General features: G+C 65.0%; 21 protein-coding genes and 1 pseudogene. 3 read left to right on the top strand and 19 right to left on the bottom strand.

Annotated features, from left to right (window positions below):
- Window positions 1-12 precede the first annotated feature (12 nt).
- From IV113_RS24695 to IV113_RS24605, 19 genes are all read right to left on the bottom strand, one after another.
- Window positions 13-510, bottom strand: a complete 498-nt coding sequence (locus tag IV113_RS24695) for a hypothetical protein (protein ID WP_291090874.1) — start codon at window positions 508-510, stop codon at window positions 13-15.
- Window positions 503-967: a hypothetical protein gene (locus tag IV113_RS24690; RefSeq protein ID WP_291090872.1), complete on the bottom strand. Its 465-nt coding sequence runs from the start codon at window positions 965-967 to the stop codon at window positions 503-505. Before IV113_RS24690 ends, IV113_RS24695 begins: the two co-directional genes overlap by 8 nt.
- Complete coding sequence (locus IV113_RS24685; protein WP_291090870.1) at window positions 960-3,260, bottom strand: hypothetical protein; 2,301 nt, start codon at window positions 3,258-3,260, stop codon at window positions 960-962. Before IV113_RS24685 ends, IV113_RS24690 begins: the two co-directional genes overlap by 8 nt.
- A complete protein-coding gene (locus IV113_RS24680) occupies window positions 3,257-3,901 on the bottom strand; it encodes a hypothetical protein (protein ID WP_291090868.1) in 645 nt (214 codons plus the stop codon). Before IV113_RS24680 ends, IV113_RS24685 begins: the two co-directional genes overlap by 4 nt.
- 64 nt (window positions 3,902-3,965) lie before the next feature.
- Entirely contained in the window at window positions 3,966-4,271 is a 306-nt protein-coding gene (locus tag IV113_RS24675; RefSeq protein ID WP_291090866.1) for a hypothetical protein, read from the bottom strand.
- An 11-nt stretch (window positions 4,272-4,282) separates the two neighbouring features.
- A complete protein-coding gene (locus IV113_RS24670) occupies window positions 4,283-4,738 on the bottom strand; it encodes a Bbp16 family capsid cement protein (RefSeq protein WP_291090864.1) in 456 nt (151 codons plus the stop codon).
- Between the two features lie 29 nt (window positions 4,739-4,767).
- The gene (locus tag IV113_RS24665; RefSeq protein WP_291090862.1) at window positions 4,768-5,883 is read right to left on the bottom strand and encodes a major capsid protein; all 1,116 of its coding nucleotides are present in this window, start codon (window positions 5,881-5,883) and stop codon (window positions 4,768-4,770) included.
- Window positions 5,884-5,898: 15 nt separating this feature from the next.
- Window positions 5,899-6,579: a hypothetical protein gene (locus tag IV113_RS24660; RefSeq protein ID WP_291090860.1), complete on the bottom strand. Its 681-nt coding sequence runs from the start codon at window positions 6,577-6,579 to the stop codon at window positions 5,899-5,901.
- Window positions 6,576-6,866, bottom strand: a complete 291-nt coding sequence (locus tag IV113_RS24655; RefSeq protein WP_291090859.1) for a hypothetical protein — start codon at window positions 6,864-6,866, stop codon at window positions 6,576-6,578. Before IV113_RS24655 ends, IV113_RS24660 begins: the two co-directional genes overlap by 4 nt.
- A gap of 43 nt (window positions 6,867-6,909) precedes the next feature.
- Complete coding sequence (locus tag IV113_RS24650; protein WP_291090858.1) at window positions 6,910-8,607, bottom strand: portal protein; 1,698 nt, start codon at window positions 8,605-8,607, stop codon at window positions 6,910-6,912.
- Between the two features lie 5 nt (window positions 8,608-8,612).
- The gene (locus IV113_RS24645) at window positions 8,613-8,819 is read right to left on the bottom strand and encodes a hypothetical protein (protein ID WP_291090856.1); all 207 of its coding nucleotides are present in this window, start codon (window positions 8,817-8,819) and stop codon (window positions 8,613-8,615) included.
- A 76-nt stretch (window positions 8,820-8,895) separates the two neighbouring features.
- On the bottom strand, window positions 8,896-10,518 hold the full coding sequence (locus IV113_RS24640; protein ID WP_291090854.1) for a terminase: 1,623 nt from the start codon (window positions 10,516-10,518) through the stop codon (window positions 8,896-8,898).
- Window positions 10,518-11,060 (bottom strand): terminase, encoded by a 543-nt coding sequence (locus IV113_RS24635; RefSeq protein ID WP_291090853.1) that lies wholly within the window; start codon window positions 11,058-11,060, stop codon window positions 10,518-10,520. The genes IV113_RS24640 and IV113_RS24635 overlap by 1 nt, the downstream gene beginning before the upstream one ends.
- Window positions 11,061-11,104: 44 nt before the next feature.
- The gene (locus IV113_RS24630; protein ID WP_291090851.1) at window positions 11,105-11,392 is read right to left on the bottom strand and encodes a hypothetical protein; all 288 of its coding nucleotides are present in this window, start codon (window positions 11,390-11,392) and stop codon (window positions 11,105-11,107) included.
- A gap of 346 nt (window positions 11,393-11,738) precedes the next feature.
- On the bottom strand, window positions 11,739-13,733 hold the full coding sequence (locus IV113_RS24625) for an AAA family ATPase (RefSeq protein ID WP_291090849.1): 1,995 nt from the start codon (window positions 13,731-13,733) through the stop codon (window positions 11,739-11,741).
- Complete coding sequence (locus IV113_RS24620) at window positions 13,730-14,530, bottom strand: phosphoadenosine phosphosulfate reductase family protein (protein WP_291090847.1); 801 nt, start codon at window positions 14,528-14,530, stop codon at window positions 13,730-13,732. The genes IV113_RS24625 and IV113_RS24620 overlap by 4 nt, the downstream gene beginning before the upstream one ends.
- On the bottom strand, window positions 14,527-16,557 hold the full coding sequence (locus tag IV113_RS24615; RefSeq protein ID WP_291090845.1) for a DNA cytosine methyltransferase: 2,031 nt from the start codon (window positions 16,555-16,557) through the stop codon (window positions 14,527-14,529). Before IV113_RS24615 ends, IV113_RS24620 begins: the two co-directional genes overlap by 4 nt.
- A 71-nt stretch (window positions 16,558-16,628) precedes the next feature.
- Window positions 16,629-16,925: a CII family transcriptional regulator gene (locus tag IV113_RS24610; protein ID WP_291090843.1), complete on the bottom strand. Its 297-nt coding sequence runs from the start codon at window positions 16,923-16,925 to the stop codon at window positions 16,629-16,631.
- A gap of 56 nt (window positions 16,926-16,981) precedes the next feature.
- Window positions 16,982-17,278: a hypothetical protein gene (locus tag IV113_RS24605; protein WP_291090841.1), complete on the bottom strand. Its 297-nt coding sequence runs from the start codon at window positions 17,276-17,278 to the stop codon at window positions 16,982-16,984.
- Window positions 17,279-17,371: 93 nt separating this feature from the next.
- Between IV113_RS24605 and IV113_RS24600 the strand changes: the two genes are divergently transcribed.
- The 3 genes and pseudogenes from IV113_RS24600 to IV113_RS24590 all read left to right on the top strand — a co-directional run.
- Window positions 17,372-18,298, top strand: coding sequence for a helix-turn-helix transcriptional regulator (locus IV113_RS24600; RefSeq protein ID WP_291090839.1), 927 nt, complete (start codon window positions 17,372-17,374; stop codon window positions 18,296-18,298).
- Window positions 18,299-18,312: 14 nt separating this feature from the next.
- Complete coding sequence (locus tag IV113_RS24595; RefSeq protein WP_291090837.1) at window positions 18,313-18,693, top strand: hypothetical protein; 381 nt, start codon at window positions 18,313-18,315, stop codon at window positions 18,691-18,693.
- Between the two features lie 173 nt (window positions 18,694-18,866).
- Window positions 18,867-19,319 (top strand): annotated as a pseudogene (locus IV113_RS24590) (hypothetical protein); the annotation flags it as partial.

The following is a 19,319-nucleotide window of genomic DNA, read 5'->3' as shown; positions in this document are numbered from 1 at the left end:
GTCTTTCTCAGGTCACCGAGTGCTATACCACTGCTTCGACACCGCGCCCGCTCCGGAGAGCAGCGACGTGGTGGCCGCCATCCCCGGGCTGATCCCCCTGGCGGTGGCGCGCTGCATGGCGGCCTCGCTCTGGAAGTTCGCGCCCTGCGTACGGATGCCCCAGGCTTGGCGCTTCGCGTTGTCACGCGCAGCAACCGTGTCCGTCATGGCGAAGAAGTCGGTCTGGTCCTGCAGTTCAGCGGCAGTGCCTTCAGCCAGGTCCAGGCCCTTTGCTGCCAGGCTGGCCCGTTGACTGCCCTTGAGCATGTCGGCGTTGCGGCGGATCGCGTTCGCTTCCTCGTCGCCCCTTTTGAGGGCGTCCTGCGCCACGATCTCGTTCGTCCGGGCATTGTTGTCGGCCACTTGAGCGCTGTAGTTCGCCGCCTTTTTGCTGGCGTCGGCCTGCTGGTAGCTCCCGTAAGCGCCCATCGCGAGACCGACGCCCATCATGATGGTTGTTGGCTCACACATGGTCGGCCCTCATCTCAAACAGGTGGAAGGGGGCACCGGTCACCGGGTGCGGCTTCGGGTCGTGCAGCAGGAACCCGGCACGGCGCAGCCACCGGACAGCGAAATCGTTGTCGGCGTGCACCAGATTCTTGAGGTGGGGATATGCCCGCAGCATGGCGGCAATGTATGGTGGCACCTCGCGCATAAGGGCACGTCGGTGTTCGGTCACAAGGTCGGTGCCCAGAAGCCACGGCGCCCCCGTCCCCGCCGTCATGGAGAGCGGAACCAGCCCGAAGATCGCGGCGACTTCCCCGTTGACCAGAATGGTCGCCATGTGGGTGGAGAAACGCAGGCTTCTTTTCACTGCACATAGGTGATCCACGTGCCCGCTAGCGTCCAGCTCTAGCCGATCGGGCGCGCGCAGGTTTGCGACCAGTTCGGCCACATGCGCGCCCGTGGGCTGGACAAACTCAACCACCGGTGGCGACCTCCAGCGTCATCGCGAGGATGCTGCATGGCAGCGGCTCGTCTTGGCGCACGTAGATACAGCCGTCGGCGTCCCAGTTGCCCGGCACCGCCACGCGCACATCAGCGGTTTTGAGCGAGGGGGGCGTGTCGAAGTCGTCCGACACCGCGCGCGACCGGTTTGGAATGAGCTTGTCCAAGCTGGTGCCCACCTTGAACATGGATGTTTGCGTGACGCGCAAGCTGGCCGCAGTCACGTTGCGCAACGTGCCCTGACCCAGCGCCTGCATGCCCTCAAACGCGAGCGGCAGGGTCTGCAGCTCGGAGGTGAAGGGCAGGCCTACGTGCACGACGCTTGCCGGCGTGTCCAGCGTGATGGCCCCACCTGCCACAACCTGCGGAGGCTCGACTGCCCCATCGGCCAGAATGCGTACCTCTTCCCCCTCAAGGTGCCACAGGCCTCGCACTGTCGTGGTTGGACTGCCCCGGTAGGTGCCGCCGCCGTCCACAAAATAGGCATCCTCCAGCGCGGTGAAAAGGCGCGCGGCCATGCGCTCAATGAACTTTGCGGTGCGCCCGTTGAGGGTGCGCTCCACCACCAGGTAGCTCGCGTCCTCGCTGCCCTCGGCCACTGTGCACACGCTCTTGAATTTGCCCGCTGTGGTGTGATGGTGCCACCCGTACACCTGCTGCTCGGGCACGTAGGTCATACCCAACAGAGTGCCATCGCTGCGAACCGCCCAGCAGACTTGATCTGGCGCGCGCGTGTAGGCTAGGTCGTTGATCGTGAAGCCGTTGAACAGGTGCGGCGCCATGATCGAGATGTCGATCGACTTGTAGCTGCCGCCTGTCGACTCCCCGCCGTAGGCCAGCTCGCGCACCCGCGACCCCTGAGCCTGCACGTACAGGATAGAGCCCGAGGTGACCACCGGTTGAACATTGCTCGCTCCCGAGTTGCCCATGGGCTTGACGCTGAGAGAGGTGGGCGTGATCGCCGGCTCGTTGTCGGCGAAGATGCGCCATTCGCCGTTGGCCGTGAGCGCCATGAGATCTGACAGAGGAACCAAGTGGCGAATTCGGTTTTGCTTCGTCGATGCGACGCGAAACTCCAGGCCATCGTCCGATTGGCTGGGCACGCTGCTGGTTAAGTTCGATTCAGTGCCGTTGCGCGTGGCAATGAGGGTCTGCTGCCGCAAGTTCGTGCCCCCGAAGAAGCGGCGCTGCTCGTGGTAGGTCACGGCACTGGGGTAGTCGTTGGCGCCCGTATTGAGCGTGATCAAGGATTCGGGCGGCGTTTTGATCGTGTCGGCGGTCACGTTGTCGTCGACGATCGAGAGACTGGTTGTCTGCCCGATGTAGCCATATGCGCCGCCGCGGCGCTTGTAGACGTTGTATCGGCTCGCACCACCGACAGCCGACCAACTCACTGTGTTGTAGTTGCCCGCCAGCGAGAGGTTGTTGCTGGTTGAGTTTGGCGCAGCAGCGATCGACTCCGTGACTCCGTCGGCGGCCACGGCTGTGACCGTGTAGCTTTGCGGTGAGAGGTTCGTCTCAACCGCAATAGTCGATACCACCGTCAGGCCACCGGGTGCAGCCAGGGTCGGGGCGAAACTTACGTCCGTGAGCGTCCAGTTTGTGGCGCCCAGGCGCGCCAGCTGCTTGGACGGGTAGCTGGGGTGCACGAGCGTGATCACATCGCTGTTCTGCGCGAAATGGATGTCGAACAGATCGGCGCCGAGATATGGCGTCGCGAGGGTGTAAACCCGCGAGGCTGTGCCACCCGCGGTGTAAGCCGGAAGCCCCGTGGTGTTGATGTTGTTGCCGGCCAAGTCGGTGAGCTGGAAGGTGTTCGCGCCGGCGTTCACGCCCGCCACCTTGACGTAGCGCCCGTTCAAAGCAGTCATGCCACCGATCCCAGCAAGGAACATCCAGTCACCGTTCACCGGATCGGTGCCCGTGTAGCTCAACACGCCGGGGTTTGCCTGCGTCACGCCCGTGATCGCGAGCCCTGTCTCCAGCAAGGTGCCGCCACCGGTGTGAAAGCGCACGTACTGGTGGCCGAACTCGAGCACCATGGTCTGGTCAGCGCTGAACTCGAACGGGATCACCCGCACTGGCTGGGTGCTGTCACGCGCTTCGAGCACGTGTCGCGTGCCAGGCCTGCGCACGGCCGGGCCGTGGGGCAACGTCATGAAGTTGAGCGCCTTGCGCAGCCCGGTCTGGAACTTCGTGAGCTCGAAACGGCCGAACAGTTCGGGCGTGATCTCCCCGCCTGCGAAGGACCGCCAGAGGACTTTTGAGCTCATCTTGCGGCCAGGTGTGCGGCGATGTGAAAGTGTTCCTCATGGGAACCGCGCGCGGCCATGGTCATGGCGTTGTCGCCCTGCGCCATGGCGAGTTGTCTGTAGTTCTGCGCCGCGCGAGCACCGTCCGCGCCTCGAACCATGGGACCAGCTAAATAGCTGGCGAGCAGGAAGCCCAGGCCGGAGACGAACAGCGGGGTGAAGCGGGTGGTGTCCACCACATCACGCAGGTACAGGAGGACGGCTTCGGGCTCGTGCGTGAGCAGGACACCATCTTCTATCTCGTAGGGCGCGCTGGCGCTGTCGTCAAACAGGCTGCTGTGACTGAGCTTGCCCGCTGAGTACTCCCACAACAGAGCGTTGGCAGCTTGCGCAGTGAGCACACGAACAGGGCGAATGCAGTCCGCGGGGACGGCATAGGCTTGGCTCCACACGGCGCTGGGGTTCGTAACAGAGGCCAGCGTTTGGCGCTTCGTGGCGAACGGCCAAACGAAACGCTCGATCAACTCCTTGCGGGCGATGGGGTAGAAGCGCTTGCAATACCCGGCCTCAGTGCTCCCATCGGGGGGATCGATGGACGAGATCACGTTGTCGCTGCCCACGTGGGCAAGCCCGGTGTTGCAGATGTCGATGATCGAGGCCACGGTTCAATCTCCTTGTGAAAAAGGCCGCACGATGGCGGCCTTTCTGATCACGGGTTGCTGCTTTTCAGGCGAGGTTTCCGCCGGCCGCGTCAGGCTGCTGTTCGCCGGTGAGCTCGCTCGCTTTCTTGCGCACTGCGGCTTGAGCGTCAACGGGTTTCAGGTCGCCGTTGCGGCGGTCCACCTTGCGTGGGGCTGCCTGATCAGCGAGCTGGGTCCACTTCGGCAACCGCGGCTGCTTGTCTTTCCCGGCGGGCACGGTGTACGGGAACACCGCGCCGGGGTTGACCAACCTTCCGTTGCGGAAGCCTTGGGCCACGGCCACAAGTTCCACCGTGTCGCCGACCTTCAATGCAGGTTTTGCGTCAGACATGGTGGGCATCCTCAGACGTTGTCGGCGTAAGCCTTCCAGATGGCCGGATCGGCCGTCAGGAACGCGTTGATCTTGCCGCCGGTGAAGGCTGCCACCGCCGTGGTTTGCACCACGCCGAGGTAGCGTTCGTAGTTGCCGCGGGGCAGCTTCACGCACGCCAGCATCGCGCCGGCGGCCATCTCCGCGATGGAGAAAGCCTTGGTACGGAAGTGCTCGGTCTGGCTGCCGTCCACCGCGATTGCGGCCTGGGCGTCGGACGCCAGGCTGAAGGCAGCGGTGGCCGCGCCCGCGGAGGTGGGCAAGGTGTCAACCTGGATGACCAGGAACAACTCGCTGCCGACCAGATCCACGGTCACGTTCGGCGCGATGCTGGCGGGGTCGATGACATCGCCCACCAGGTAGGAGCCGGCGGCGCCGGTGTTCAACGCGGTGGCGTCCGCGAATTCGTTGCGTTCGTCCATCAACATGATGTCGTTTCCTTTCAGGTGATGGGCGCTTAGATGCCCGCTTCGGTGGACAGCAGCTGATCGACGCGGCGGATCGGCACACCGCGGAAGCGGGTGACGAACTTGCCTTGCGCCTCTTCCTGCGTCTTGAACTGGAGCAGGGGATCGCGGTTCATCTGCAGGTCGAACGCGTCGAGCGCGTCGCGGTTCATGTAGATGGCCGGGCGGCCCATGCTCAGGTTGGGGATGCGGCGCATGGCTTTGGCCAGCATGTCACGCAGCACCGGACCGGTGGCACCGTTTGCGACGATGTCCTCCAGGTCGAAGTTGACGCGCACCACGTAGCGCCAGTCGCGCACCACCATGCCGCAGTCCCACTTGTAGTGGGTGCGATAGGCTTCCATGCGGCCGCCAGCGCCGTCCACGTTCTCGATGGTGACCTGACCCTTGTCGGTGATCTGCAAGCCAGCTTGCGAACCCTTGGGGTAGATCATGTGAGCCGTGTTCGGGCCCCACACCACCACCCACAGCGACGTGTTGTCGTTGGCGTCGGGCGTGGCCGCCGAGGTGAGAATGTTCTCGCCGTTGACGGCCGCCTGATCGTTGAAGCGCGGAGCCAGGCCGGTGAAGCCTTCGGGTTCCAAAGCTTCGTTGCCGTAGAACATGTAGCGCGAGAGCTTCTGGTTGAAGCCCTCAATAAATGCACGCTCTTCGGACAGGCGCCATGCGGCGCTGTTGCCGTTGAGGTCGGCCAGGGACTTGTCGATCTCGGCGTAGTTCTCCAGCATGCCCAGGCCTTCGCGGACCTTCACGCTGGTGCTCTTGGACGGCTGCACACCGCCGTACAGCTTGCGCCAGGTGGGCTCGGGGATACCGGTGCGCACGCTGGTGGTGTGGCCCGTCAGCTCGTTGCCTTCGATCCAGACGGCATCGTCCAGCACTTCGTTGGTCTGGGACAGCATCTCGATCACGGGGACGACGTTGCCTTCCTTGTCGAGGCGACTGGTCAGGTCCAGTAGAGTCGGGTGGGTGGCGGACAGGGTGACGCCGGCCAGCGAGACGAGCGACGCGGCCTGTGCATCAACGGCGCCCGTCAGCACGCAAACGGCGAGCGTCGCGGCGAAGAGCACCATCTGGAAAGTGCGGTTCAGGAGTAGGGAGCGCATGGTGTGGTTTCCTTGTCAGGGGTTCATGTTGGAGGCGGAATACATCCGGGCTGCCGGAGCGGTGTTGGGCGTCTGCCGCCCGTTCTCCACCTTGTCCGGAGCGAGCTGCTTGCCGATCTTCACGAACGCTCGGACCAGCACCGGGTGGTTCCCGTAGCCGGAGTTGTCGAGCAGTTCCTTCAGCGCGGGATCTCCGATGAAGTCCATCGCCTGCTTGGCGTGGGCAAGGGACTCGTTGAGCTTGTCGCCCCCGATTTCCTTGTCTGACTTCACTTCGTTGATCCAGCCGGCAACAACCTCTGCGTGCTTCTCGACCTGGCGCTGGATCATCTGGGCGCCGATGTCGGCGACCTTCTGAGCAACTTCAGGCTTGAGGCCGTGCTCCTTCGCGAAGGCCGTCAGCGAGTCCGCGGCCGCCGCATCGAGTACCAAGCCCTCGGGCATCTGGTATTCGTACGTCGGTTCGGCGGTCTTGCCTTCGTCGCCTGGCTTGCCCTCGCCTTCCTTGCCCGACGCGCCCGCAGTCTGCGTTTCGTCGGTCGTGGATGCGGCGGGGGCCGGTGCAGCAGCAGCAGCAGCAGCAGCAGCAGCAGCAGCAGCAGCAGGTGCAGGGGGTGTAGCGGGAGCCGCAGCAGGCGCGGCTGCTGGTGCAGCGGCGGGGGCGGCGGTCGGGCTTGCGGTGGTTGCGTCGCTCACTGGCTTTGCTCCTTGAGCATCTCGATGTACTGTTCGGGGCAGTGCGTTGTGATGTCGCCCAGCAGACGCAACCCCATGTTGCGCTGCCCCTCGTTAAAAATCGTTCCTTCGTCGCCGGTGTAAGAGAGGCGGTACACACCCGCCAGCTCCAACTGGCGCCAAACGTGTCGACGGCCTCGCTTGTCCGACATCACCCATTGCAGATCCAGCACTTCGGGCGGCGTGGGGGCTTGCTCTACTGCCTCCTCGTCATCCATCCCGAAGAACTCGCGCACGGTGTTGAACATGGAGCGCATTCTTTGGGGCAGCGAGTGAGATATGGGCACGACCTCACATGGCAGGCGCAGTGCCGTACCCCTGCAGGCCTTCCATGACGTTGCGCATGTTGTCCACGTCGATCTCGCTGGCGGTCTGCGCAGCGTCGACCATGGATGGCGCAGCGGCGGCGGCCTGCTGTGCGGCCATCTGCTGCGCGCGCTGGGCGCGGATCTCGGCGACTCTCTCGTCGGGGATCACGATCTCGGGATTGACACCGAACATTTCCGCGTAGTCGTCGACCACCTGGTCAAAGTCGATCTTGTCGAGCACTTCAGGCTTGACAGCCGCGATGGAGGAGACGGTCCCCAGCAGACGGTCAACGCCACCGGCAGCTACAGCGCGCTGCGCCTGGGCGAGCACCGACACAAATTCGATCTTCAGGGCCATGCCCTGCAGCTCGGGCGGTGGCTCGCGCGGGCCAGTCAGTAGCCCGGCGCGCGAAATGCGCTCGAACGTCATATCGACCAGGGGCGACAGCAGCTCGTTGTGCAGTCGTTCCAGCACGGGGCCCAGCATGAGGAGCTTCTCCTCGTGTCGCTCAGCGATCTCGGTGGCCGTGGTGCCGGACCGGGTGTCGTTGGCCAGCATCAGGAAGAGGTCTGCGTAGTAGCCCTCGCGGATACGGCCGCGCACGTCGTTGATGTCTTCGAGCAGGTGGCTCAGGTCGAGGTTGACCTCGTAGGCAGAGCGCACTCCTGCGCTGGCGCCCATGGAGTCCACAAAGAAAATGCCTCCGGGCAGGCGGTCGGTCGCGGCGCCCTTGTACTGACTCGGCACCTGCAGCGGCGGGTTGACCTTGTAGTCGATGGCCTGGCCCTTGCGCAGTTGCTCCTGCTGGAGCTGCTTCACGTCGCCCAGCACATCCATGCCGGGGCTCTGGCCGTAGATGTCGTTGCCCGTGACCGCCCAGCGCGGGCAAAGCGCGGGGAAGCGGTCGAAGCCCGATTCGCGCAGGAACTGGTCCCAGGAGTCGCTGCCCGGCTCCATGTAGCACGACGAAAACGGCATGTTGCGGCTGTCGGCGCGCCCGGGATCGCGTTCGGTGCGCGGCTCGACCATGTGCACCACGTCCACCCAGGCATCAAGCTTGTTGCTGGTGAACATGTTTTGCACGGTGTGGCTGCAGTTCTCCTTGCCGAACTTCTTCACGATCTGGGCCACGGTCATCTGGAAGCCGCGGCACAGGGTGTCAACGTTTCCCTTCTCATCGGTGGCGATCGCGTACTCCCCGATGGTCATGGGGTAGTGGTGCACGACGTTGTCGAAGTCGTCCATAACGAAATCGGCCCACGTGCCGAAAAGGCCCAACTCCTCGTAACAGGAGTGCAGCGCGCGGTAGGTGTTGCTCGACGCAAAGACGGCGAGCATGAGGCTGTTGACCCGGTGCAACCACGTCTTGACAGGGCCAAACTCCATCAGGTCGGAATCGGCCAGGGCCATCTTGAACCACGGCCGGGCCGGGGAGGTCATGCCGGACATCATCCCGGCGGCGAGGGTGCGCGAGCCGAAGAGCGCGGTGTTGTCAACGATGTGCTGGTTGCGCCGTTGCCCCTGGTTGCGGTCGGTGGTGAAGAACCTGCCCAGGCGAGGTTGCTGGTACTTGCTGATCTCTCGCCAGTGGGAATCCCACGACGAGCGTTCGGTCCACAGCGCGTTCTTGCGCGTGAGCTTTCGCTGTCGCGGGTTCAGGGGCTGGGAGTTGTCGTTCACGTCGATCAGCCGCCGAGCAGCGAGCCACCACCCGTGGTGATGTTGGTGCTTGCAACCCCGGAGGGACCAGTCAGCAGCGTGCCGCCCGCGATGCCAGAGGCGGCCTGGTCCTTCTTGCGACGCGTGGCGTTGATGTCGGCCGACTTCTCGGCCTGGGTGTCGGGCGGTGGGGCGACGGCTACGGGGGCGGGGATGTCTGGGCTGCTGCACATGGGCGTATTCCTGGAAGTGCACGACGGCGGTGTACGTCGGGGACTCTAGGACCGCACCCCTGCGATATGGGCACGCTCACATGCGGGCGTAGGGGTCGTAGTCAAGGACCGACTCGCGTCCGCTTGCGCGCTGCACCTGGCCTATCTTGGGCGTGTCCATGTTCGCGAGCACCACCGCGCTGGCCCGGTCCGGGCTGCGGCCCACGCGCGCGACGATGTCCTCGCGGCCCTCGACCCTGATGGTCAAGCCCGAGAGCTCCCACCGCGGCGCGCACAACTCCTTCAGCAGTTCGGGGTTGGGTGGCAACTCGACGCCTGTGTCGTTGTCCGGGTCCAGCACCTCGCGCATGTCCCACCAGAGCTGGCTGCGCAGGTTGAAGAACCGAAGCCGGCCCGACTTGTCTGCCTTGTGCGACTTCTCCGACACGTTGACGCCATAGACCGGCTGCTCTGCCTCCTTGAGCTTGTCGTAGGGGCTCGCACCCACGCCGATGACGTCGAGGTGGATCGGTGCTTTGTGGCGGTGGGCGGCCACCACCAGGCCCGCGACCTTCGAGCCGTTGGGCGTGCTGCTGCCGGGGTGCACCTCCAGCTCGTCGAAGTAGAGCGGGCAGTCCTTGTGCTTGTAACGCGGTGCGAGTGTGGTGTTGTCCTTGCCGCCGCGCGCCACGTCAACGCCCAGCGACATCTGCTCGCCCTTGGGACTGCGCTTCTTCCAACGGGCTTGCGCCGCCTCGACCCAGGCCGTGGGGATCACCTGCCACGGGTCGTCCTCGATGCCGGCGTTGAAGTCACCGAACAGCATCTGCGAGCGCAGGGGTTCGGGCATGGCCTGCAGCGTGGACATGTAGCCGCTGCTCATGTAGTACGGGTTGTCGGTCACGCGGGCCGGGATGAAGGTGCGCGACTTGGGCTCGATGATTTCCTCGGGGCTGTGGTCGAGTGGGTTGAAGTCGTAGACCACGCGTCCGCTGATGAGCACGAACGGCGCGCCGGTGAGCGGGTCGCCATCCGAGTCGAGCCAGGTGTCGCGCGAACCACCGTTGCCGTCGGGCAGCATGGCCGCGTAGCGCAGGACGCCGGGCGCCGTGGGGAACAGCGGGTGTTTCTTGTCCAGCCATGGGCCAAAGAAGTCGATCACCCAACGCCCGTCCGCCGTGGTGGGCGGGTTGAATGTCATCAGCACGCGGGTGCGCTGGCCCTGCCTGTCGGTGCGGTTCCAGCCCATGACGAAGCGCACCTGCTGCTCGCGCATCTCGGTGACCTCGTCGAAGACCTTTAGGTCGTGCGGACGCCCTTGCCAGCGACGCTCATCGCCCGGGTTGTCCAGGCCGGCGAGTTCGAGCAGACGGTCGTCGGGCAGCTTCCACGCGCCCTTCTGCGAGTTGTAGCCGTCGGTGGTGCCGAGGATCTCGGTGACTCGCTGGACAAAGCCCTCGGTCTGCGCTTTCTCGCGCCGCACCACGAGCGACCGACGGTGCTCGGTGGTCACCAGGCCCGCGGCGAGATCGGTCTTGCCACCGCCCGCCGCACCACCGTAGCCGGTGATGTCTGCCAGCGCGTGGAAAGCCATGGACTGCGGCCCTGGCAGCGACACCCAGGGCCGCTCGGCCATGTCAGCGATCAGCAGTTGGTCGAGCTCTTCACGCTCCTCCGGCGTGAGGTAGGGCAGCGCGGCGCGCACCTGGTCGGGCGTCATCAGCAGAGGTCACAGGCATCCTCACCGCTGGCACGGCGCTGAGCCAGGGCGAGCAGAGCGGCCACTCGCGCGGCGCGCTTTGTCGGGTCGATCTCGATGGGCCCGCCGTTGGCGCCCGTCTGCTCGATCCGCTCGGCGTACACGGACTTGCGACGACCCTTGAGCACCAGCGCTAGGAGCTGGTCGCTGTGCTTGCGCACCGTGAGCGGCACGGGTTGGCCGTTGGCGTCGAGCACGGGCTGGTACTTGACAGCACCGTCCTCGCCCACGTGCCGCTCCATGCGATACGCGAGCAGGCCTTTGTCGATCACGGGTTCCTCGAAGCCGACGACCGCGCGGCGCATCGCCTCCTTCTCGGCGCGGTCGATGCCGGCTTCCATCGCGTCGTCCCACGCTTCTGCAAAAGCGGAGTCCGTTTCTCGGGCACGGTACGCCGTGGTGCGCGCCACACCCGCGGCCTCGCACCCGTGGAGCACAACGGGCACCTCGCGCAGAGCGGCGAGGAATGCGGGCTTCCAGTCGATGGCGTGGTTGATGGACATGCGGCGACTCTAGGCCGCGCACCCCGGCTCAAGGGCACGGCCCCTCAGGCCCGCAGATCCTCCTCGAGCTGGTGCAGGCCACGCAACTTCCAGTCGGTCGGCACTTGCGCACGCTGGTCGCCGCTGCAGATCCGCCGTACCTGGCTCTTGCTCACGGACACCCCATCGTCGAACTTGCGCGCGATCTGGCCGTAGCTGAGCCCCTGCTCGCGCAGCCAGAGGATCGTCTCGATGTCGGCATCGCTGAGCTTGGCCCGGGCATGCGACTCGCCGATGGCATAGCCGCGGTCGTTGACGCCGACGTAGCGGACAGGGCGTTTGCGTTTCACCATGCTCGGCTCCCGTGTGCGCACGTTGCCCTGTCGAAACTTGCACCGTCGCTGTGGTGCACGGTGCGGTGCGGCCATCGGTTGGTGCATCGGCCATCCGCATAATTTTGCAGATTCGTTTGTCTGCGATCTTTTACGCGTTCCGGTTTTCGCTTCACCGCACCAAGCCCCTGCACCGCTGCACCACAGCACCACCCCCCTACGGGGGGTGTGGTGCGGTTTGGTGCAAGCGTGGTGCAGATTGCACCGTGCACCTTTTGCACCGTGGTGCAGTCGTGGTGCACTTGGTGCATCCCTGTTTGCAGAAAATTGCGCGTAGCTTTTTGCATGTTCGTATTCCTTTGCACGTTTAGCCAAGGCTCAAACAGCCGTCTTCAACGAAGTAGGGTGAGTCCGGCTCGTCACACAGGGCCTGCAACGCGCGTTTCGCGTGCTGTTTGCGGGTGTCCCGCTTGCCTTCTTCGGGCTTGGGACCCAGCGCCACGGCGGCATCGATGACCGCCGAGAGTTCGATGCCGGCGGTTTGGGACTGCGCGATCTCGTTGATCGCGGCCACCACGAAGGCCTCCCACTTGCCCATGCGTCGGCCGAACTCACGCACCTGCTGGACCGCCGGCAGCGCGGCCTCGCGCACCACGCAGGAGGTGATCACCTCGCCGTCTTCGTCCTGGCCGACCGGCACCTGGTCGAGATCGAAGCCCCACGACAGTCCGTCCTCGCCGTCCTTCTGCTTGCTGACGCGAAGCATCCGACCCGTGGGCATGCGCAGCACCTCCAGCTCGGCGTCGGCGGCTGCCTTGAGGCCTGACCAGCCCCGAGCGCCCCGACTGGCGTCCTTGCCCATGTGGTGGACGAGCAGCACCGGGCAGCGCAGCGCCACGTTGAAGCCGCGGCAGTTGGCCAAGGCCTTGCCCATGTCTTCAGCCGCGTTCTCGTTCGCGCCAGGCGTGACCTGGGCGAAGGTGTCGATGATCACCAGGTCAGCACCGCCGGCCGCGATGATCTCGCGGCACACCTCGAGCGCGTCCTCGCGCATCAGCAGGTTCGGGGCCGCCGGGATAACGCCGATGTTCAGGGTCAGGAGGTCCAGGTCGTTGACGCTGGCGTATGCCTTCAGGCGGTTGCGCACGCCCGCAGCGCCCTCGGCGGCGATGTACACCACCCGACCCTGCCGCACGCGCTTGCCGCGCCATTCCACGCCACGCGCTACCGCCGCAGCGAGGTCCAGGGCGACGAAGGACTTGCCGGCCTGCGACTCGCCGATCAGCAGCATCAGATCGGCGGCGGGCAGCACGTCCTTGACCAGCCACGTCGGAGGCTTGCCGCTGGCGAACTCACCCGCAGGCACCACCTTGAAGCGCGAGGGTTTGTCGCTGGTCGGCTGCGCAGGTGTGGTGGGCGTGATCACGTCGAAGTCGTCGGCCGATTCGAGCTGCGCGATGTCGATGTGCGCGCCCTGGTCGTTGGCCATGCGCACCAGCAGATGCGCGGTGGTGGGCCTCTGGCCGCCCCGACCGAACGAATCCCAGCGCGGCATCAGCGCGTCGCGGCCGGGGTACTGGTGTCCACGGCTTGACCATTCGTCCCAGAGTTCAAACCCCTCGCCGCTGGTTTCGTGGTGCAGGGCCATGCCGACCTTCAGCCATGGGTCGTGCCCCATGGAGGGGTCCAGCACGTCCAGGGCCTCGCGCAGCTGCTCCGGGGTCAAGCCCAGCGGCTCGACGGCTGTGGGGCCGCCCAGATCTGCGTCGGGTGTGGCGCGGCCGAAGCGCACGGTGCAGAGCTCAAGCACGTCGGGCGTGATGTCGGCCACCGTGTTGGTCGAGTCTGTCAGCTCGGTGATGGGCAGCGCGTTGCCGGTGAAGGTGACGAAGCCTTTGGAGCTGAAGGTCTCGAAACCGAAGGGGATGCGGCGATGGTCCTTGCGGTTGCCGATCTCCCCGCGCATGAAGGCGCGCACGCCCTGACCAGAGGGCGACCACTCGGCGTAGGTGCCCGCGACCAAGCGTTCCACGTCGGGGTGCAGGCCGCCGTCGAGCAGCGCGCCGTCGAAGTCCAGGGCCACGACGCCCCACTCAGGCATGGGGCAGAAGCCGACGCCGTCCAAGCCGCGCCGGATGGCCGCCGAGCGTGCGGCGTCGAAGCTGGTGAGTTGCTGCCGGTCTTCGGGCCGACCCTGCACGCCGTGGCGCTTGCCCCCAGCGGTGTAGTAGGGCACCTTGCGCGGCTTCTCTTCACCCGCAACCTGCTCGTAGCGCCACACCAGCCAGCCAGGCAGCGCCCGCAAGACTGCGGGGCACTCCAGCGTCGCGAGGTGCGGCGTGATGGTTGAGACTGCGGTCATGCAGCCACCCCCGTCACTTCTTCCAGACTGCGACGACCGTTTTTCTTGGTGGGCATCAGCATGACCTGGCCAGTGCTGCGTTCCAAACCGACGTACTTGCGGTAGAGGTGTGGGTCGTTTAGCAGCTCGGGGTGTTCGGTGGCGAGGCGCGCCGCGGTCTTCAGATCCTCTTCACTGGCCATGATGCAGAACACGCAGCTGAAGCGTCGCATGCCCAAGGCATAGACCGGGTGGGGCTTCTGGCCGGCTGCCTTGATGTTTTCAAACACCTCCGTCTCCAACATGGCGTGGATCGGAAGCCACTCGTGCCACTCGCGTCCCGCCTTGCTGTTGCGAGCACTGAACTTCAAGGGCGTCAACTTCTTGCGCTTGGGCGACTCCTGGGCGCGCATACCCATGCAATTGACCACCAGGCCCCAGGCTTTGATCCCCAGTGCTTGGCGCTCTCGGGTGATGCCGCGGATGGTGCGTTCTATTGGTCCCCGCTTCAGGTCGCTGGTGCATTGGCGCTGCTCGGGTGACGGAAACATGCCGCGCTCCTCGATCATCTGCAGTAGCGTGCGACGTGCATGGCAGGTGAAGAAGCGCTCGCCGTCAGTGGTGGCCAGGATGTGACCGATCGCGCCTGCCCACTCGACGGCGCCAAGGTCGGCATGCACGATCACCAACTGTTCGCGGGGGACCAAGTCGCGCAACAGCAGATACATCGCTTGGCTGTCCTTGCCGCCGCTGTGATTTACGACGAAGAGCGCGCCGCGCGCGATCAACTCATGAATGGCAGAAGGAATCTCGCTCATGCTGCGAGGGCCATGCTCACAGGCATAGCGGGGAAGTTGGCAAGGGCCAAGGCTTTCGCCAGGGGCGGGCAGACGCTGTTGCCGACCATGCGCACCTGTGCGGTCGCGCTGAGCGGAATGCGAGGCAGCGTGCGGGGGTCGGCGGCTTGGCGCCCGTCGATGAACAGCAGCGCCGGGTCCGGGATCTCGTTGATCACGTAGTGCTTGGGGAATCCCTGGGCACGGAACAACTCCGGCGGCCGGAGCATGCGCAACGTGATGTCGACCAGCACCCACCACTGGCCGTCCCACGCCATGAGCACCAACTCGGCGGGCTCGGGGAAATGCTCAGGGAGATGGGTGTGCAGCAGCTCGGCGCACTGACGTGCGCGCTCGCGATGCTCTGGCGCGAGGCAGTCGGCAGGAACTTGCAGCACCTCCACCAAGCCCATGCGGCCCTTCGTGGGGAGCGTGTGCATCGGCTCGGCGAGCCCCTGCCACTGGCCGCCGCTGCTGTAATACTTCACGCAATACGCGGCGACGAGGCGCTGCTGCGACCCGCTGGAGGTGATGGTGCTGGTAGGCCAGTCAGCGGCCCGGCCGTCGCCATCGTAGAAACCACCGTTGGCCTGCTCCAGACACGCCGCCACGAGCGCACTGGTGCCGCCGCTGGCAGTGATCGCGTTGAGGGGCTGCTCCAGGCTGCGCACGCCGTGGCTGAACCGCTTTCCCCCGGCCGGCCCTTCGCCGTGGCCCATGTCCACTAGGTGGGCCACGACAACACCCTGCTTGATGCCTCCCGCGACGGCGGTGCCCAGCGGCTGCGGGACGGATTGCGTGCGCGCTTCCTGGCCCGGGCGCTCGCCGTAGCCGATCGTGACCAGGTGCGCCGACGTGAGACCGTGGTGAGTGCCGCCCGCCGACACGGTGCCTGCAGGCGTCTCGACGTGCTGACCTCCCAGGTGCGCTTCGCTCGTGCCGCGCAAAGGAGTCAGCGTGGGCGCAACCATGGAGAAGTGGCCACCCTTGACCTGAGCGAGCTGTGTGCGCAGGGGCTGGTCTGCGGCCATGGTGCGCTGGTTGCTGGCGTTCGCGTGCTCGGTAAGGAAGGGCGTGAGCACCGGCTGCGCGACGCAGGAATCCGCCTTCGCGGTGAGAGTCTGAGCGGGTTGGTGCACGCTGCGTGCCGGGCTCTGCCCCATGCGACCACCCACCCCCACGATGAAGGGGCTGGCGCTGGTGAGCACGTGGCGCCAGAGGCCCTTGGCGACGCGGCGCTGAGTGTTGACCGCAAGCGGTTTCTTGCGCCCGAAGACGCTGGTCCCTTCGATGCTCCAATCAATACACTCGGCTGCGGTGCGGAAGGGCGCCAGCTTGCCAGCCCGAACGGCGGGGGCGGTCGGATCACCGTTCGTGGCCTCGGGCCAGGTGATCGGCACTCCATCGCGCCGAGCGATCAAGAACAGGCGCTTGCGGATCGTCGGTGTGTCGTGGTCGCATGCGCGAAGTTCGCGCCACTCGACTTCGTAGCCGTGTGCCCTGAGCTGGCGCACAAAGCTCTCGAACGTCTTGCCCTTCTTGGCGGGGTCCGGGCGGGCGTTGCCTTCGGAATCGACCAGCAGCGGCCCCCAGGTTTGGAACTCCTCCACGTTTTCTAAGATGAACACGCGGGGCTTTGTGAGCGCAACCCAGCGCAGACCTACCCAGGCCAAGCCCCGGATGTGCTTGGCTACCGGCGTTCCGCCTTTGGCTTTGGAGAAGTGCTTGCAGTCGGGGGACAGCCACAGCAAGCCCACCGACCGACCGTGCGTTACTTTCAAAGGGTGCACCGTCCACACGCTCTCGCAGAGGTGCACCGTATATGGGTGGTTGAGCGCGTGCATCGCCAGCGCTTCGGGGTCGTGGTTGATGGCGATGTCCACCGGCCGGCCAAAGGCCTGTTCGAGCCCCTCGCTGGCACCACCGCCGCCCGCGAAGTTGTCAACGATCAACTCGTCTTCTTGGAAGCTCGCGAGACCGGCGGCATTGGCTCGTGCGATGGTGGGCAACACATTTCCGGCCCCGTGGAGGTCAAAAAAAGGGCGCGATCCGCACCCTTCGAATGGCAGTTCCCGCGCGCTCATGCGTCGACATCCCAGATAAGCTGCGGGCTCACGCGCATGACGCGCTCGTGTGTCTTTGTGAGGAAGGCGTAGGCCTCGGGGTCAACGCACTTGAACTCGGCCGGCACCACCTTCAGGCCTAGGTGCGCCATCAGCAGCAGCACGTCCTCCAGGCGTTCGGTCTTGATCCGGTTGACGGTGGCTTCGCTGTTGCCCATCGCTACGGCGACGGACGCCTGGGTGGTCGCGGCCAGTCGCTGCAGCACCAGTGTTTGTGCTTGCTGGGCACGCTCGGAAGGGGTTTTTTCGCTCATGTCTTTCTCCAGATTTCAGGGCCTTGCAGGTGCTGAAAGGCCGATTTCGTTTTCTTTCAGGTCGTTTCAGGTGTGCTCGTTGACACTCCAGACCCATGGACCTCATCAACCACACCGCTACCCCGACGAATCTCGTTGTGCGCCTTGGCGCGATCAGTGAGTTCGAGCTCGGCCAACGTGATGACGCAGCCGAAGGCCGGAGCCACGGCAACGATCGCGTCGGCCAGGCCGAGCTCGAGCCGCTTCTCGCCGTAGGCGAGTTGGTGGCAGTACCCGACGGTGGTCTGAACCTTCTGCGCGAAGGCCTCGCGCTGGTCGGGGGTCAGGTGGCGAAAGAAGGTGCGGAAGTCCATGGTTGGCACCAACAATACCTGAAGGTAGCCCCAAAGGCAATACCTGAGGGTCAATCGTCAAGAGGTACCCGGAGGTACACAATGGAAACCCTAATGGATACCGAAGCCCCCTACACCAATGAGCAGTTGCTGCTCATGGAAGTCCGCGACAAGCTGTGCGGAGGCAACGCTGCCGACCTCGCGCGGCGCATCGAAAAGGATGCGACCTATGTAAATCGTTTGTTCTACCCTGCTGGCAAGGCTGGGAGAAAAGGCATCGGGCTTGAAATCATGCAGGCCGTGCTCAAAGCGTTCCCGTTGCCGCTCAGCTTCTGGTCGCTGTCTTCGCCAGCATTGACCGACGAGGGTGCCGCCGCGGTCAAATTCAAAATGAGGATCGACAACCCCCAGCTCCAAACGAGGATCGACACCCGCCAGCGTGTTCGAACCACAGACTCGCTTCCTCCAGTGCTCTTCAGCATTGCCAGAGATCACGAAGACTCACGACTCGACATGGTCGAAAGCTTGGATCTGTCGTTCATGGAACAGCCGCCGACCGCCTACGGCATGGAGCCGATCCTCGCCTGGGAACACCCCAACGACCTGCCCCCGGGGGAGTTCGTGATGGTGCCGCGCTTGGATGTGCACCTGTCGGCTGGCAACGGTCACGACCAAGTCGAGATCGAACTGGTGAAGGAAAACCCCCAGGCTTTTCGCACGGAGTGGATCCGCCAGCAGCGGCTCAAGCCGGGGAAGCTGGCGGCGATGCGCGCGAGCGGGGAGAGCATGGAGCCGACTATCCATGACGGGGACAGCCTGCTCGTCGACACCTCTCAGACAGACGTGATCGATGGCCGTGTCTACGCTCTCTGGTACGACGGCGGTGAGCGCGTCAAGCGGCTTTTCCGCCTGCCCGGTGGGGGCCTGCGCATCAAGAGCGACAACGCCTCGTTCGACGCCATCGAGCTGGGCCCAGATTACTCCGGTCACGTCCGCGTGATTGGCCGCGTCGTGCACCGCAGCGGTATTGGCGGTCTTTAATTTCCAGGGAAACCATGCGATCGACCATTGCCCTCGCCGCTCTGCTCGCGGCCATTACCGGTTGTGCCAGCAACTCCGCCAACATGAGAGTTGGCACGGACATGACCTATTTGAGCCTGAAGGACCAGCGTGAGGCCACGCAAGCTGTGCAGGTCTACCCGCAGCCGCCGCAGGGGGCGACGATGCTTGGCCAGGTGGACGCATCGCGATGCCACCGCAACACCCTTCAAGCTCCGCCCACCGACACCGAGCTGCTGCTCGACCTCAGAATTGCAGCCTATGCCAGGGGGGCAGACGGCATCGCCTCCGTGAAGATCGAAAAGGCCACCGGCCTGCTGCAAAACTGCTGGGCAATCACAAATGGCACAGCCCAGGCGTTCCAACTCAAAAAGTAACCTGACTCTCACCCCAGGACAGCCCGCCGCGAGCGGGCTTTTTCACGCCCTCTGCCGGCCTCAGGGTATACCCCACAAAAATAAACCTACCCGCAGGTATTGACGGTAAGGCATACCCTCAGGTAAATTCGCTCCCAACAGCCCGATACCCGGGCAATACCTGGAGCGAAGAAGTGGCAATCACCAAGACCAAACCCAAAGCCGCAGAGGCGGTTGAGGCCCCCATCACTGCGTACAAGGGCTTTGGGCCCGGTTGGAAGTGCCGCGATTTTCAGTACGAAGTCGGCAAGTCCTACGAGCACAGCGGCCCCGTGGGCGCGTGCAAAGGCGGCTTTCATGCCTGCGAGCACCCCCTCAATGTCTTCGATTACTACCCGCCGGCTGGCAATCGCTTCGCGCTGGTCGAGCAGTCGGGCGACCTCAGCCGCCACGGCGACGACACCAAGGTCGCGAGCCGCCACATCACGATCAAGGCAGAGCTGAGTCTGGGTGATCTGGTGAAGGCGGCTGTTGAATACACGTTCGCCCGAGCAGAGCCCACCGGCTACCAGGGCGCAGCTTCGGCCACCGGCGACCAGGGCGCAGCTTCGGCCACCGGCTACCAGGGCGCAGCTTCGGCCACCGGC

The organism is Hydrogenophaga sp. (genome assembly GCF_018780385.1).
Taxonomy (GTDB): domain Bacteria; phylum Pseudomonadota; class Gammaproteobacteria; order Burkholderiales; family Burkholderiaceae_C; genus Hydrogenophaga.
This window is presented reverse-complemented; position numbering and strand designations above follow the sequence as displayed.